At 64.8% G+C, this 15,790-nt stretch carries 14 protein-coding genes and 1 tRNA gene; 10 read left to right on the forward strand and 5 right to left on the reverse strand.

Going from position 1 to position 15,790, the window contains the following annotated elements:
• Positions 1-173 precede the first annotated feature (173 nt).
• A complete protein-coding gene (locus tag QRQ56_RS21025; RefSeq protein ID WP_438742786.1) occupies positions 174-1,772 on the reverse strand; it encodes a GMC family oxidoreductase in 1,599 nt (532 codons plus the stop codon).
• Between the two features lie 127 nt (positions 1,773-1,899).
• Positions 1,900-3,276 (reverse strand): coniferyl aldehyde dehydrogenase, encoded by a 1,377-nt coding sequence (locus tag QRQ56_RS21030; protein WP_438743015.1) that lies wholly within the window; start codon positions 3,274-3,276, stop codon positions 1,900-1,902.
• 370 nt (positions 3,277-3,646) lie between these two features.
• Here QRQ56_RS21030 and QRQ56_RS21035 point away from each other — a divergent pair.
• The 5 genes from QRQ56_RS21035 to QRQ56_RS21055 all read left to right on the forward strand — a co-directional run bounded on the left by QRQ56_RS21035 (position 3,647) and on the right by QRQ56_RS21055 (position 6,768).
• Positions 3,647-3,723: transfer RNA gene (locus tag QRQ56_RS21035), tRNA-Met, on the forward strand.
• A 174-nt stretch (positions 3,724-3,897) separates the two neighbouring features.
• Positions 3,898-4,833 carry a spermidine synthase gene (locus QRQ56_RS21040; RefSeq protein WP_438743016.1) on the forward strand — a complete coding sequence of 312 codons (936 nt, stop codon included), beginning with the start codon at positions 3,898-3,900 and terminating at the stop codon, positions 4,831-4,833.
• Entirely contained in the window at positions 4,830-5,447 is a 618-nt protein-coding gene (locus tag QRQ56_RS21045; RefSeq protein WP_438742787.1) for a fused MFS/spermidine synthase, read from the forward strand. Before QRQ56_RS21040 ends, QRQ56_RS21045 begins: the two co-directional genes overlap by 4 nt.
• 3 nt (positions 5,448-5,450) lie before the next feature.
• Positions 5,451-6,419 carry a M28 family peptidase gene (locus QRQ56_RS21050; protein ID WP_438742788.1) on the forward strand — a complete coding sequence of 323 codons (969 nt, stop codon included), beginning with the start codon at positions 5,451-5,453 and terminating at the stop codon, positions 6,417-6,419.
• Between the two features lie 133 nt (positions 6,420-6,552).
• Positions 6,553-6,768, forward strand: a complete 216-nt coding sequence (locus tag QRQ56_RS21055) for a hypothetical protein (protein ID WP_438742789.1) — start codon at positions 6,553-6,555, stop codon at positions 6,766-6,768.
• A 242-nt stretch (positions 6,769-7,010) separates the two neighbouring features.
• On the opposite strand, the gene QRQ56_RS21060 is transcribed toward QRQ56_RS21055, so the two are convergent.
• Positions 7,011-7,436 carry an acylphosphatase gene (locus tag QRQ56_RS21060; protein WP_438742790.1) on the reverse strand — a complete coding sequence of 142 codons (426 nt, stop codon included), beginning with the start codon at positions 7,434-7,436 and terminating at the stop codon, positions 7,011-7,013.
• 487 nt (positions 7,437-7,923) lie between these two features.
• Between QRQ56_RS21060 and QRQ56_RS21065 the strand changes: the two genes are divergently transcribed.
• Entirely contained in the window at positions 7,924-8,157 is a 234-nt protein-coding gene (locus QRQ56_RS21065; protein ID WP_438742791.1) for a hypothetical protein, read from the forward strand.
• Between the two features lie 130 nt (positions 8,158-8,287).
• Entirely contained in the window at positions 8,288-8,614 is a 327-nt protein-coding gene (locus QRQ56_RS21070) for a hypothetical protein (protein ID WP_438742792.1), read from the forward strand.
• A 183-nt stretch (positions 8,615-8,797) separates the two neighbouring features.
• Here the strand turns inward: QRQ56_RS21070 and QRQ56_RS21075 are convergent, their stop codons facing one another.
• On the reverse strand, positions 8,798-9,289 hold the full coding sequence (locus QRQ56_RS21075) for a hypothetical protein (protein ID WP_438742793.1): 492 nt from the start codon (positions 9,287-9,289) through the stop codon (positions 8,798-8,800).
• Positions 9,290-9,574: 285 nt separating this feature from the next.
• Between QRQ56_RS21075 and QRQ56_RS21080 the strand changes: the two genes are divergently transcribed.
• The 3 genes from QRQ56_RS21080 (at position 9,575) to QRQ56_RS21090 (ending at position 14,661) form a co-directional block, all read left to right on the forward strand.
• A complete protein-coding gene (locus QRQ56_RS21080; RefSeq protein ID WP_438742794.1) occupies positions 9,575-12,628 on the forward strand; it encodes an ATP-binding protein in 3,054 nt (1,017 codons plus the stop codon).
• Between the two features lie 301 nt (positions 12,629-12,929).
• A complete protein-coding gene (locus tag QRQ56_RS21085) occupies positions 12,930-14,147 on the forward strand; it encodes an OpgC domain-containing protein (protein WP_438742795.1) in 1,218 nt (405 codons plus the stop codon).
• A 25-nt stretch (positions 14,148-14,172) separates the two neighbouring features.
• Entirely contained in the window at positions 14,173-14,661 is a 489-nt protein-coding gene (locus tag QRQ56_RS21090; protein ID WP_438742796.1) for a DUF2059 domain-containing protein, read from the forward strand.
• A 15-nt stretch (positions 14,662-14,676) separates the two neighbouring features.
• On the opposite strand, the gene QRQ56_RS21095 is transcribed toward QRQ56_RS21090, so the two are convergent.
• A complete protein-coding gene (locus QRQ56_RS21095; RefSeq protein ID WP_438742797.1) occupies positions 14,677-15,789 on the reverse strand; it encodes an ABC transporter permease in 1,113 nt (370 codons plus the stop codon).
• Position 15,790: the final 1 nt, after the last annotated feature.

Below are 15,790 nucleotides of genomic sequence, written 5' to 3' on the forward strand. Positions count from 1 at the left end.
CGAAGCGGAGCGCAGATCCGGGACCCATAGCCACAGGAAGAAGTTGGGCGAAGACCCGGAGTGACCAGCTCGCGCCATAACTCCTCCCTGTGGTTATGGGTCCCCGCGTTCGCGAGGACGACGGCGGAGGACGAGGCGAGAGCTTCGCACTTCTCCGCTGTACAGGCCTCGCATTAACTCGCCCGCATCTCCCCCCGGATCATATCCGCCGCCTTCTCTCCGATCATGATGGTCGGCGCATTGGTGTTGCCGCCGATCAGCGTCGGCATGATCGAGGCATCGACGACGCGCAATCCTTCCACGCCGTGCACCTTCAGTGCCGGGTCGACCACGGCCATCGCATCCGTCCCCATCTTGCAGGTGCCGACGGGGTGATAGACGGTGTCGACGCGATTGCGCAGGATTTTGCGGATGTCGTCGTCGGTGCGCACGTCCGACGTGAACATGTCCTTCTTCTGCAGCGCGCGCATCGCCGGCGTCTCCATCAGCCGCCGCGTGGTCTTGAAGCCCGCAACCATGGTCTCGAGATCCTCTTCTTCCCCTAAGAAGTTCGGATCGATCATGGGAGCTGCGAGCGGATCGGCGCTTCCGAGCCAGACACTGCCGCGGCTCTTCGGCCGGAGCAGGCAGACATGGCACGAGAAGCCCGCCTCCTTGTGCTTCTTGCGGCCGTGATCGTCGAGCATCGCGATGATGAAGTGCAGCTGGATATCAGGCACGTCGAGGTCGGGACGGGTCTTCAGGAAACCGCCGCATTCGGCAAAATTGGTCGTCATCAGGCCGCGCCGCTCGCGGCGATATTGCTGGATGGCGCGGAGCAGGGACGGCAGCCGGCCGAGCGAGGCGTGAACGAAATGCGGATAGTCGGAGGCGTAGACGAACACGAAATCCGGATGGTCCTGCAGATTGCGCCCGACGCCCGGCAGATGATGCACGACGCCGATGCCGTGCTTGCCGAGCGCGTCGCCATCACCGATGCCCGACAGCATCAGCAATTGCGGTGACTGGAAGGCGCCGCCGGCGAGGATCACCTCGCGGCGCGCACGCAGCTGCTTCTTCTGCTTGCCCTGGACATATTCGATGCCGACGGCGCGCTTGCCTTCGAACAGGATCTTAGTGGTGTGCGCGCCGGTCTCGACGCGCAGATTCGCGCGCTTGTCCATGTGGGGCTGCAGATAAGCGCGCGCCGCGCTCCAGCGCTCGCCATTGTGCTGCGTCGCCTGGTAGCTGCCGAGCCCTTCATGGTCCTCGCCGTTGAAGTCCTCGCGGATGCGGAACTGCGCCTCGCGCGCGGCCTGATGGAATACGTCGTGGATCGGATTGTCGGTGCGCAGCCGGTTGACATGCAGCGGACCGCCCTTGCCGTGGTATTCGCCGTCGAAATCGGAATTGTTCTCCGAACGCTTGAAATAGGGCAGCACGTCCGCATACGACCAGCCGGCATTGCCGAGCGAGGCCCAATGGTCGTAGTCCCATTTGTGGCCGCGGATGTAGACCATGGCGTTGATCGCCGAGGAGCCGCCGAGGCCCTTGCCGCGCGGCTGATAACCGATCCGGCCGTTCAATCCCTTCTGCGGCACCGTGTCGAAGCCCCAGTTGGCGGCCTTGTAGGGCAGCGCCAGCCCGAACGGCGTGGTGATCCGCCAGCTGTCGTTTCGTCCGCCGGCGTCGAGCAGCGCCACGGATGTCCCCGCATCCTCCGACAGCCGCCCCGCCACCGCGCAGCCGCCGGAGCCTGCGCCCACGACGACGAAATCGAATGTGTCCGTCAATGTTGTTTCCCCCATTTGTCGTCATTCCGGGGCGCGACGAAGTCGCGAACCCGGAATCCATGTCACCACTGTGATGCCGATAGATGGATTCCGGGCTCGCGCTGCGCGCGCCCCGGAATGACTGCCCCTACGACATGAACCGCATCAGCTTCTCCAGCCGTGCGATCTTGCCGCCATAGGGCGGATAGAGATCGGCGAGGCGATTGAACTTGGAGCGGTAGAACACCGGCTTCAGCTTGCTGAACGTGCGAAAGCCCCATTCGCCGTGATAGGCGCCGGTGCCGGATGCGCCGACACCGCCCATCGGCTGGTTGATTTGCGTGAAGTGAAACAGGCAGTCGTTGACGGTGACGCCGCCGGAGACGGTGCGCGCCAGCACCTCGTCGCGCGCGGTGCCATCCTTGCCGAACCAGTAAAGCGCAAGCGGCCGGTCGCGACGGTTGATGAAGGCGATGGCCTCCGCCGGATCGCGATAGGAGAGCACGGGAAGCACCGGCCCGAAGATCTCCTCCTGCATCGCCGCCATCGCCTCGGTCGCGCCGACGATCAGTGTCGGCGGGAATTTGCGGTGCGCTTTCCAGTTGGGATCGTCCGGCTTCGCCGGCTGCAGGATTTTTGCGCCGCGCTGCGCGGCATCCGCAACCAGGCCCTCGAGCCGCGCATAATGCCGGTCCGAGATGATCGACGTGTAGTCCTTGTTCGCAGGATCGATGCCGAACATCCGCCGCATCTGGGCGCGCACCTTCTCGGCGAAGGCCTGCAACGCCGGCTCCGGCACCAGCACGTAATCCGGCGCGATGCAGGTCTGCCCGGCATTGAGCAGCTTGCCGTAGGCGATGCGCTCGGCCGCTTCCTCGAGATCGGCCGAGGCGTCGATGATGGCCGGCGACTTGCCGCCGAGCTCGAGCGTGACGGGCGTCAAATTACGCCCTGCGGCCTCCGCGACCAGCCGCCCGACCCGGGTCGAGCCGGTGAACACGAGATGATCGAACGGCAGGCGCGCAAAGGCTTCTGCGATCTCGCTCTCGATGCCGGTGACGAGCAGCTCCGTCGCATCGAATCGCGCGGCGATCGTCTCCCTCAGCAACCCAGAGAAATGCGGCGTCAGCTCGCTCGGCTTGATCAGGACGCGATTGCCGGCGGCGAGCGCGCCGATCGCGGGCGCCAGCGTGAGCTGAAGCGGATAATTCCACGGCGCGATGATGCCGACGACGCCGAGCGGCTGCGGTATCAGCCGGTTGCGGGCGGGGAGGAATTGCAGCGCGGTGGCGACCCGCTGCGGCGCCATCCAGGCCTTCAGGTGCTTAGTCGCGTGCCGGATCTCGGAGAACAGCAGCATCGTCTCGGCGATGGTGGTCTCGACCGCGGAACGGTGGCCGAAATCGGCCGAGATCGCCTGCCGGAAGCGCTCCTCGTTGTCGGCGACCACGCTGCGCAGCCGCGCCAGCCGGTCGAGCCGCTCGGCAAGGCCAGGTGCCGGCTCGTCGCGCGACCGCGCGACCATGGCGTGGAAGGCCTCCTCCAGCGCTCCGACCGGGGCGCTCGTCAGGGATTTGTCCACGGCGTTCCCTCCCTTGAGGGCGCGTTTCACCCTCTAATCTTGTTGCCGCAAGCTGGCCCTTTGTGGAACTTCTGGCAAGAGCACAGGAAACGCTGCGGAAATCGGTCGATTCCCCTGTCATAAAGTCGAAAAAAACGTTCCCGCAGCCCTTTCCAAAGCCAGCTCACCTTGTTACATACGCCCCGCACCCGACGGGCTTTGCCCGGGGTTGCCTTCCAAGGAAGCCTTTGGGACGGACTGGGAAAGCCACGCGAACAGCGCCGGCCTCAACCGACCGTCCCCGGGATCTCACCGAAGGCGCGCAAGTGTTTAACGCGGGGTGGAGCAGCCCGGTAGCTCGTCAGGCTCATAACCTGAAGGTCATAGGTTCAAATCCTATCCCCGCAACCAAATTCGGATCGACCGGATCCGATATGAAAATGGCTCGCATCGCGCGGGCCATTTTTGTTTTTGGGGCAAGCGCCGGCCCGGGCGCCTGACCTGTTCCGCTCCGCCGCGATGGTCTATCAAGACGGCAGACCATTCATCCTTCGATTTTTCTTTAGGAAGCGGTGTCTCGTGTTCATGCGATCAGTCCTGTTCAGCACGCTCGCCATCGCGTCTCTCGCCATCGGCGCCGCATCCGCGCAGAACGCGCCTCCGGTGGAGCCGCCGCGGCTGCTGGAATCGCGGGAGTCGCTGTACAACAACATCTATGTCTATCAGCGCTCGCAATATGTGATCCTGACATTCGGGCACAACAAGCAGATCTACGCCGAGAGCGTGTTCAACAGCGGCGACGATCGGGAATTGCTGCTGACCTACACCCAGCTCATGACCGCCGGGTTGATGTACGCAAAGAACGTGCAGTCGATCCTCGAGATCGGCACCGGCGGCGGTCGCACCGCCTGGTATCTGCACCGCTTCCTGCCTGACATCCGCGTCACCTCGGTCGAGCTCGATCCCGCGGTCGTCGAGCTCTCGCGAAAATATTTCGGGCTCAAGGACGAGCCGAACTTCCGCGTCGAGGCCCAGGACGGCCGCCTGTTCCTGTCGCAGTCGAAGGACAAATACGACGTCATCATGATCGACGCCTATCGCGGGCCCTTCGTGCCGTTCCATCTGCTGACGAAGGAGTTCTACCAGCTCGTCAGGGATCACCTCGCCGAGGGCGGCGTCGTGGTGCAGAACGTCGCGTCCGACACCATGCTGTTCGATGCCGCCATGAAGACGATCGGCGCAGTGTTTCCGCAGCTCGAATTCTACAAGTCGGACGACAATTACGTCACCGTGGCCTATGACGGCCCCGCACGGAAGGCGGAGGATCTTGCCGCGGTCGCGGGCGAGCGCGACAAGGTCTATGGCCTGCGCTACCCGCTCGCCGCCATGCTGCCGATGCGCAAGCCCGTCGATCTCAACGATACGCAGGCGATCAGCCCCAAGGCCACGGTGCTGACCGACGATTTCGCGCCGGTCGAGACCCTGAAGAGCATCGAGCGGCACAACAGGAAGATTCCTTGACGCCGGCCCGATTCCTCGCGCCGGCGATCTATCTCGTCGCGTTTCTCTCCGGCGGCGTTCTCATGGGTTTCGAGATGCTGGGCAGCCGCTATCTCTTTCCCTATTTCGGCGGTGGCATCGGCACCTGGGCGAGCCTGATCTCGACCGTGCTCTGTGCGCTCGCCATCGGCTATTTCGCCGGCAGCGCCATCGTCGACCGCATCTCCCCGCAGCGTGCCATCGGCTTTGCCATCCTGGCCGCGGCGTTCTGGCTCGCGCTGGTGCCGGCGACCGCGGACGCCGTCATGCAGGGCATTCTGGGCCGTCTCGGCGCCGGCCCCGCCGCGACGCTGTCGGCCTCGGCCGTGCTGCTGCTGGTGCCGCTGTCGCTGCTCGGCATCTTCTCGCCGGTCGCCGTCAGCCTGCTGACCCGCTCGGCCGATGCGGCCGGCCGCGTGGCGGGGCGCGTCTACGGCGTTTCCACCATCGGCAATGTCGCCGGCACCCTGCTGACGACCTTCGTGCTGATTCCGTCGGTCGGCTCGCGCAACATCACCTATATCTTCGCCCTGGTGCTCGCGGCCTGCGCCGCGTTGCTGTTCCTGACGCCCGCGCGGCGGGCCGGCAAGGCCTGAACGATGCCGCAACAGCTCCGGTGCCGGCTGGCTTTCGCCCTCGTGCTGCTGGTGTTCCTGCCCGGGCCGCTTCCCGCCCAGGACAAGTCCGGGGGCGCCAGGGCCGCTCAGGTCAATGCGGAAGCCTGGGACGGCAAGCGGGCGCTCGCCGTCATCGTGGATCTCGTCCGCTTCACCCCGCGCGCGATGGAGACGCCCGGGCATCAGCAGACCATCGACTACATCACGACCGCGCTGAAGAAGACGAAGTTCGGCGCCGTCACGCTCCAGCGCTGGACCGCGAACGAGGCCGGCCGCACCATGGCGATGACCAACATCATCGCCCGCTTCAATCCGGAAAATCCGCGCCGCGTGATCGTCGCCACCCATTACGACGGCATCATCAAGGCCTATCGCGATCGCAACAGCCCGGACGCGCCGATGCCGGGCGCCAACAATTCCGCCTCCGGCGTCGCCGTGCTGCTGGAGACGGCGCGCGTGCTGTCGGAACTGCCGGGTGTGCCGCCGGTCGGGATCGACATGATCTTCTTCGACGGCGAGGAGGGGCCGATCTCGCTGGGCGCGGGCGACCCGAACTACCGCGCGATCGGCTCGCCGTATTTCGTCGATCACCTGGCCGAGTTCTACCCGAATGCCAGGCCGGAGAAGATGCTCGACTTCGACATGGTCTGCTTTCGCGACATGCGCTTGAGGGCCGAGCAATCCGGCCTCAATTCGGCGGCCGTGGAGGTGAGGAAATTCTGGGAGATCGGGCTGAAGCTCGCGCCTGGCATTTTCGAGAAACAGCCGGCGCCCTATGCGGTCGGGGACGACCACACCGCCTTCCAGCTCGCGCTTATTCCGAGCTTCGTCGTCATCGATATCGAATACGAGCCGTTCTACAACACCACCGAGGACACGCCCGACAAATGCTCGGTGCAGAGCCTGGAAGCGGTCGGGCGGACCCTTGTGAGATATCTCTATCTGCCATGAGGGGCAGGCTCGCCGGTGCGGATGTGAAAATGGCCCGCGTCGGGCGGGTCATTCTGTATCGGGATTGATGCCTGTTGTGACCGAAGCTCAGTCCCGGTGCGGGCAGACCATCGTCAGGTTCAGCAGCGTCGGCTTGTCCGAGCCCCTCTTGTACGCCCATTCCAGCCTGATCTTTTACGACCCCGACATCACGCGCTTCTACGAGGAATTGTTTCTCTACGACTGGGGCCGCATTGGCCCCGCCACCGTCGATGAATCCGTGCCCGCGCCGATCCTGGCCGGCACCGGCGACGTCAAGCCGCCGCCAGGTTACAGCGCCGTACCGCTGTCGATGGTGCTGGGGAGGTAAGGCCAAGGAGCTGTTGCCGCGATCGCGGCGACAGCAGACGCACGGCGCATCGGGTGAGCGTATCGACCAGCTTCGGCCCGGTCGATGCGCCGATCAGTGCAACGAGGATAGTCGCCGAGGAGATCGTGCGCGCTATCCCCGCCGATCACCCACGCGAGGAGCCCCGATCGGAGGGGATGATGGTCGGGCCTGATCCGGATGAGCCGCAAAGCCCACATCATCCGGCCAGCCTCATCTTCGCGTCAGTTTCGCCGCCTGAATCCCATCGGAACGTCGGTGGGGTCAGCCGGCAGGTCCTCGACCGCTGTTACGCGAGCGCGGGGCGGGCCTCTGCGGCATGCCGCAAGCATGGCTTCGACCGCGGCGGTCGAGCCGCCGAAGAGAGCGTGCACGGTTTCGTCCGGCGCATTCTCCACCCATCCCCGGACGCGCAGCGATCTGGCTTTCGCGATCGTCCAGTCGCGATAACCGACACCTTGGACCGTCCCCCTGATCACAACCGTCACAGCGCGTTCAACTGCGGCAGGACGGTTTGTCGGAGCAGCTTGTGCCAACATGATTCCAGTCGGAGGCTGGTTCGCGCGAGCCTCGCCCGGCATTGCCGATGCCGTTTGGCCGCAAGAAACAATCAATGAGAATAGCAACGCGTAACCAGAAATCGTGCGCATATCCGCTCCCTGAAAAATTTTTGCATCACCCTGCCTTTAAGGCAGCCAACATCTTCGAAGCTCTCCAAGGAATCCTTCCGGCAAATCCAGAATCTTTGTCGCTCCTCTGGAGGGCGGATTATCCTGTCGTCTTTCCGGTCGGACGCCAAGCCTCGTTAGGCGCGGCGAAATCGCAAGGCGGAAGAGGCTTCTCACTTGGCGCAGCCTTGTGGCGTCGCGGGCCACCGCAGCGGTTGCAATCGTGGAACCTCGGCGCTAAACCTGTGATTGCGACGCGCTGGTGGGGTACGTGCCGTCGCCGTGACGACACCTGAAGGGGCGGGGACACAAACGCATCATTTTCGATCTGTGCTGCGACGTCACACGCAAACCCTTGCGTGCGGACGGCAGCTATTTGCTGCCTGCAATGATCTCTCGGAGTCCAATCCTCGAAGGCGATCAGTCTGCGATCAAGGAGAGTGCAACGCGACGTACCCGAACGTCATAAATGCATAAGGACATCATTGTGAAATCTCTCGCCATATCGGTTCTCGCGCTGACGGCCATTTTCACGGTTTCCGCTTCTGCCAAGGACGCCCTTCAAGCCACGCGTGACTGCATGGTCGCGCACGGCGCCGTTCGCAATCCCGACGGTTCGGTCCGCCTCAACATTCCCCGGAAGGAAGCCCTGGCCGTCCGCGACAAGTGTCGGAAGCAGTCCGGCTACAAGGGCACCGACTGATCGGCGCGAGCGGAAGCGCGCCTGTTTCGGGCGCGCGCGTCCGCAAGAGCTCAGCCTTTTCTGTCTGAAGATTTGCAACGATCGCTGTGCCCACGAAGGCCCACGCGATCCCTTCTCTTGGAGAAATCACGTGAAGAAGACAATCCTGACAGCCCTCGCGTTGACGGTGCTCGCGTCGGGTTCGGCCTTGGCCGAGCCTTCGAACAGCACGCCGCATGCGTTGGCCTGCATGAAGAAATACGGCTTCACCTACGCCCAATGGCGCGCCTATGCCGTCCCGGCCGATAAGGCAAACCCCTATCGGGCCTGTCGGGATGCGGCTCCGGCGGGAGAGAACTCCGGCATGGGCAAGAGTGGCGCTTGCCAGCGGAAGGCGGGCTTCACCCAGGCGCAGAATGAATCCGGGCAGGTCTCGCCCGAACAACGGCGGAAGTGGGAACGTTGCATGGGGATGTGACCTCAGCTCCGGCCCGGCCTCTCTCCCGGCAAGATCCTGATCTCGTCGCCGTTCATCGGCGACGGGAGCGTCGGATGGGCAACGAGTCGTTCAGCGGCCAATGGGTGATGCCGACGAAAAACGCCCGCGCGGCTTTGGCGCGCGGGCGATGGTGACGTCCTCAAGAGCATAGAACGATTCGGCTCAGTCCCGGTGCGGGCAGACCATCGTCAGATTCAGCAGCGTAGGCTTGTCCGAGCCCTTCTTGTACTCCCATTCCAGCCGGATCTCGTGCCGGTGGGCATAGGCGTCGTTCGGCGCGTGGACGATGATGTTGGTCTTCATCGGGATCGGCGGCTCGGAGTTGAAGCACTTCCGGACGCAGGCATCGAGCAGGTCGCATCGCGTCAGGGGGATGACACCGGGCTCGTCCCTGGATAGCGGGACGGTGTTCGCCTGGGTGCTGAGGTCGAGACGCGCCCGGCCCTTCTCCTTGTGCCAGTATTTGGCGCTGCCCTGCGGCCACTTCGAGGCCGGCGTCAAAATCAGATGGTACTGACCGTATTCCAGGGTCGGCAGATCGATGTCGTCCGAGGCCTTGAGCTTGGCCACGCTCTTCTTCATGTTCGCCAGGGGGTAGTAATTGCTGTTCATCAAGTCTTTGAACTGCTTGCCGTTATATGTCCGTCCGCCCATCGCCTTGTCCTTCGATATGATCTAATCAATCAGGGTGACCTGCAGCCCAGCAAAGCTCGTTGGCCAGAACGAAAGCCCTCGGCGCCCCCGAGAAGCGCGGCCCCATTTCGCGCGCGCAAACGCTATCACTCGAAAATGTGCTTCGTCCAGAGAGATGCCGGCTGGTGATGCGGCTATGCTTGCACGCAAGTTCGATTGCCACGAATCTTCCGATAGGTAATCTTGCGCCGGGCTCCTCGCGAGCATCGGTCGAAGGACGGTGCAGCGATTTTTGAAGGCACGGAAATGTATTGTGCCGCGTGTCAGTCGGCGATCAACCCAGGCGACAGCTGGTGCTCCAAATGCGGGGTGGCGGTGCGGCGCTCCGAACCGGACAGCGAACGGCGGTTCGTGACGATCCTCCGTGCCGATGTCGTGGACTCGACCGGGCTCGTTGCCGATCTCGATCCGGAGGAGGCGATCTCGCGCCTGGAGCCGGCGTTGGCGGCGATGAGGGCCGCGGTGCGTCAGTTCGGAGGCATCGTCAGCAAGGAATTGGGCGATGGGCTCTCGGCGGTGTTCGGCGCTCCGATCGCGGACGACAATCACGCCCCTCTCGCCTGCCATGCGGCGATCGAGCTGGTCCGACGCGTCGCGGGCCTCGGTGACCCCGGGCTTCAGGTTCGGGTGGGTCTCCACTCCGGCCATGTCGTGGCCTACATGGTCGCCAGCGAGTTTTCCAAGGTCTACGAGATCGGCGGGGCTGCCCAGCATTTGGCGGCCCGGCTGGAAGCGGCCGCCGAGGCGAATCAGATCTACGTGTCGCAGGCCTGCCAGGAGCTTGCCGAAGGGCATGTCCGGTTTGAGTTTCTGGGGGGCAAGCCGCTGCGCGGCTTCAATCAGTCCGTGCCGGTCTACCGGATCGTGGGGGCGAGTGACCTGTCGAGCTGGCGGGTGCGGCGCGCGCGCAGCGTCTCGCGGTTCGTCGATCGAACGACCGAGCGGGCGTTGCTGTCCCGTGCGGTCGCGAGCGCCGGAACGAGCCGGCAGACGGTCCTGCTGCTGGGCGATGCCGGCATCGGCAAATCGCGGCTCGCGCACGAATTCGTCCAGGAGCTCAGGCCCCACGGCTGGCGCCTGATCGACGCCGAGTGCAGCCCGAACCTGCAGGGGGCGCCGTTCAGTACGCTCAAGCGTCTCCTGCTTTCGGTGCTGGAGGCGGTGGTCAGGGACCCCGGCAGCCCCTCCGATCCCCGGAACGATCTCGGGGAGATTCAGCGCTGCGCCCTCGATGCCGTACTGGATCTGCCGATTTCGAATCCGCAGTGGACTCAGCTCGAGCCTCATGCCCGCGGACGTGCGATCTCCGAGGTCAGCTGCGCCATTGTCGAGCGTATCGCCCACCGCCAGCCAACGGTTCTCCTGCTCGAGGACCTGCACTGGATCGACCGGGCCAGCGATACGATCATGGCGACGATCGCTTCGCTTCAGGTGCCGGGTCTTCTCGTCCTCCTCACATCCAGGCCCAACGGCATGCCGGTCTGGATCGCGCGCTGCCGCGCCGAGGTCGTTGCGATGCAGCCCCTCGACGATGATTCGGGGCTGGCCATGCTGGCCGACATGCTCGGTCCCTCCGCGGCGAACGACGATCTGAAGAACCGGATCATTTCGCACACCGCCAATGTCCCCCTGTTCATCGAGGAGGTCTGCCGCGGGCTTCGGGACAGCGGAACGCTCCACGGCCAATGGGGCAATCTCGCGCTGGTGCGTCCGATCGAGGAGCTCGGCATTCCCTCGAGCATTCAGGGCGTCATCGCCGCGCGGCTCGATCGCGTGTCGCGGCAGGAGCGCTCCGTCCTGCAGGTCGCGGCCGCGCTTGGCCCGCGATCGAGCGTTGCCATGCTGCGCTCGCTGCTCGAGCTGCCCGAGAATAGCCTGCGGGAATGCCTCGCGGCGCTCGATCGCGCCGAATTGCTGGTGAGGATGGACAGCGAGTTGGACGACGTGCTCGAGTTTCGGCACGAGATGGTCCGCCAGGTGACTTACGATTCGATGGTCGAAAAGGTGCGCGAGGACATTCACGCGCGTATCCTTGCAAGGCTGGAGAGCGAGGGGGCCGGGACCGACGAGCCCGACGCGCTGTGCTATCACGCGGTGCGCGCCCGCGATTGGCTCAAGGCGTTCAGCCACGGCAGGAGCGCAGGGCGAAAATGCCTGAGCCGCTCGGCGTTTTCGGATGCGGCGAGCTATTTCGAGGTCGCGATGGGCGCGCTCGACAGGACGCCGATGACGCCCTTGCGGGAGACGGATGCCATCGACCTGCGGATGGAGGCCCGTGCGGCTTTCATCGCATCCGGCCAGGTGACCGAGTGGATGGATCTCGGCAAGGAGGCCGAACGGCGCGCGGGAGCGATCGACGATATCGGACGCAAGGTCGCCGCCATGACGGTCCGGGCCGGGGCGCAGAACTTTTTCGGAGCGCCCGTCGAAGCCGTCGCGGTTTCGGACGAGGTGGTTCGCCTCGCGGAAGAGTGGGGCAATGCGGGGTGGCTCAATCTGGCCCGCTACGGGCTCGGACAGGCGTATTTCCTCGCCGGCCGCTATCGCGAAGCAGAGCTCACATTAACCGAGGCTCACGCCCAGTTGGAGGGGCCGCAGGCCAGTGCGCCGATCGGCACGACCCCGCGATCGCTGCTCCTGCTCTGCTGCATGATGAAGAGCTTCACCCACACGGTCATGGGCAAGCTCGACGTTGCGGAGCAGGTCCAGCAGCAGGCCGCGGCGATCGCCGAGGAGACGGGCCGTCCCTATGATCGCGTCGCCGCCGCCTATAGCGGCGGCTGGCTGAAACTCGGCCAGAACGATCCCGCCGCTGCCGCCGCCATTCTCGAGGACGGTTTCGTGCTGGCGCAGAAGCACGGCATCCGCCTGTTCGTGCCTGTGCTCGCCTGCCATCTCGGCATCGCCTATCTGGAGCAGGGCTTGTTCGAGCGGGCGCGGGGCATGCTGACCGAAGCGCGCGAGGAGGCGAAGGCGGTCGGCTATACCTCGGCGGTGCTGCGCAGCTCGATCTATCTCGGGCTCGCGACCTACCGCCTCGGCGATGTCCAGGCGGCGCAGAACATGCTGCGCGAGGCGCGCAACACCGCCCGCCAGCAGGGATTTTCTGGCCTCGAGGCCGAGGCCCTGCTCGGCGAGGCCATCGTGACGCCGCCGTCCAGCGAGGACAACAAGGCGGCCATCCTCGCGTCCTTGCGCGGGGCCATTGCGATCGCCGCCGAAAGCGGCGCGCGGCCGCTGCAGAGCAAGGCCGAGGCGATGCTGAACGAGGTGCTGGCGCGCGGCGGCGAGTTGATCTGACGTCGCTCCCGGCCGGCCCCCGATCGGTGCCGCGGCGAGCGGTCGATGGCCCGACAGGTCAAATAAATCCCACAAGCCGCACAATGGGTTAGCTACTGTGCATGGGGTTGTTTTTCGATATTTTGATACGGGCGGGCGTGAATGGCAGCCCGCTGGCCGCAACGGCGAGCCCTTGCCTGGAGGTCAGGGTGGGCTACCGTCGGCCCCAGCCGCAGGGCCAGGTGACTTCTGAGAAATTCTTTTTAGCATCCCATTTTGCCGGCGCCGCGATGGCGCGACGCCCAGCGAGAGAGGCGGGGCCATGATCACCCGTAACCAGTCAGCTCTGCTGTCGCCGGTCGAGCGCGACCTGCGGCTCGATCTCTTCCGCGGCATCGGCCTGTGGATGATCTTCCTGGACCACATCCCGCAGGACGTCGTGGCCTGGCTCACGCTGCGCAATTACGGCTTCAGCGACGCCGCCGAGTTCTTCGTGTTCATCTCGGGCTATCTGGTCGGCTGGATCTACGGGCCCGTCATCGCGGGCGGCTGGTTTCTCGCGGCCGCCAAGCGGCTGTGGCGGCGCGCGGCGGAATTGTATGTCGCCCACATCATGCTGTTCCTGCTGTTCACGGCGCAGATAGCGCGAACCGTGCGCCGCTTCGACAATCCGATGTACGCGCATGAGTTCAATGTCTTCAATTTCCTGTCGCATCCGGACGAGCTGATCGGGCAGGCGATCCTGCTGAAATACAAGCCGGTCAATCTCGACGTGCTGCCGCTCTACATCGCGCTGGTGGCCGCGTCGCCCGTCGTCGTGTGGTGCCTGGTGCGCCGGCCGAACCTGACGCTGGCCGCTTCCGTCCTGCTCTATGTCCTGTCGCGCTGGTTCGACTGGAACATCGCCTCCTATCCGCCCGGCACGAAATGGTACTTCAATCCGTTCTGCTGGCAGCTGATGTTCGTGTTCGCCGCCTGGTGCGGCATCGGGCAGATCGACACGATCGCAAAATGGGTCTGGTCGAGGACGGCGATGGGACTGGCGGCGGCCTGGCTGGTCTTCGCTTTTGTCATCGTGATGACCTGGCACATCCACGCGCTCGAGGCGCTGATCCCGAAATGGATGATCAAGTCGATCTACCCGATCGACAAGACCGATCTCGACATGCTGCGCTTCACGCATTTCCTCGCCTTGGCGATCTGGGTCACGCACTTCATCTCGCGCAAATGGCGGGCGCTGCACGGGGTCTGGCTGCGCCCCATCATCCTCTGCGGCCAGCATTCGCTGCCGATCTTCTGCCTCGGCGTCTTCCTGTCGTTCTCGGCGCACTGGATCCTGACGCAGTACACCAGGGGCATATGGGAGCAGCTCGCCGTCTCCGCGCTCGGCATCGTCATCATGATCGGCGCGGCCTGGCTGCTCGACCGGGCCAAGCGCGTGCCGAACCTGTTCGTGCGGGTGACCGAGGTCGAGGAGGACGACGCGGCGCTCGACAACGCGCCTGCGACGACCGCCGCCGCGGCGCCCGCAGCGCATTGAGCATTGCCAGCCAACGGAGTCATCCATGTCCAGACGCGTGTTGACCATCGCCGGCATCCTCCTGCTGCTGGCCTGCAATGCCTTCGCTCAGGGACCGGCGCCCGAGGCGATGAGCGCAGCGCGCAAGCTCGTCCTCACCTTGAAGATCGCGGACCAGTATCGCGCGCAATTGCCGCAGCTCCTGCTCAGGCTCCGGCCGCTGGTGGCGCAGGACAGGCCGGAGATCGAGCGCGACTATGACGCGATGACGGCGCCCGGCGCCGAGATCTACGCCCCGCTGCTGGCATCGATGGTCGACCAGGTCGCGTCGCTTTATGCCCAGAACTTCAGCGTGGACGAGCTGCGCCAGATCGAGGCGTTCTATGCCCAGCCGGCCGGCAAGAAGTTTCTGGAGAAGTCGGACGCGCTGGCGCAGGCGAGTGTGCAGATCAGCCAGGAGGTCAGCCAGAAGGCCGCCGACGATCTGAAGCAGCGCCTGATCGAGGCGCTGCGCCAGAAGGGGCACAAGCTCTAAAGCTGCGGCGGCGCGTCAGGCCAGGAAGGCGCGGAACCGGCGCAGCGCGATCACGAAGAAGACGCCGCCGATCAGAGCGAGCGCGACGAGCTGCGGCCACACTGCCTCGAGGCCCGCGCCGCGGAACAGGATCGCCTGGGCCAGCATCACGAAATGCGTGTTGGGCGCCGCCAGCATGATGTCCTGGACGAATTGCGGCATGCTCTCGCGCGGCGTCATGCTGCCGGACAGGGTCTGCAGCGGCAGCAGGATCATGATCAGCAGCAGCCCGAACTGCGGCATCGATCCGGCGACGGTGGCAAGAAAGATGCCCATGCTGGTGGTCGCAAACAGCATCAGCGCGGCGCCGACGAGGAACAGCGCCAGCGAGCCGTCGATCGTGACCGCCAGCCATCCCTTGACGACGAAGGCGATGGACGCTGCGGAGGCGACCAGCACCACGGCGCCCATCGACCAGACCTTGCTCACCATGATCTCCAGCGGCGTGACCGGCATCACCAGGAGATGCTCGATCGTGCCGTGCTCGCGCTCGCGGATCAGCGCCGCGCCGGTCAGGATGATCGAGAGCATGGTGATCGAGGTGATGACGTGGTCGATGGCGCCGAACCAGGACTTCTTCAGCTCCGGATTGAACCGTGCCCGCAGCGCCAGCTCGATCGGGGGCGTCTGCACATTGCGCGTGTGTGCCAGGAATTCCGCGATCTCCGCACTGACGATCTGCTCGATATAGCCGCCGCCGTTGAACGCCTGCGAGATCCGCGTCGCGTCGACATTGAGCTGGATGCTGGGCGATTTCCGCGCCAGGAGGTCGCGCTGGAAATCGGGCGGGATGTCGAGCGCGAAAGTGTCGAGGCCGGCGTCCATGCGCCGGTCCATCTCGTATTGCGAGATCAGGCGCGGCTCGGAGAAATAGGGCGGCGTGAACGCCATCTCGATGCGGGTGGAGACCGGTGAATGGTCCTCGTCGACGATCGCGATCGCGGCGCGGTTCAACGTTTCCGGCAGCGCCTTGGCACCGGCATAGACCGCCAGCGTGAAGGAATAGACGATCAGCACGAGCAGCATGGGGTCGCGCACGAGGCCGCGCAATTCCTTGATGCCGAGCTGAAACACGTTGTCGATACGCATG

Origin of the sequence: Bradyrhizobium sp. U531, from assembly GCF_051710265.1 — a bacterium.
Classification (GTDB): domain Bacteria; phylum Pseudomonadota; class Alphaproteobacteria; order Rhizobiales; family Xanthobacteraceae; genus Bradyrhizobium.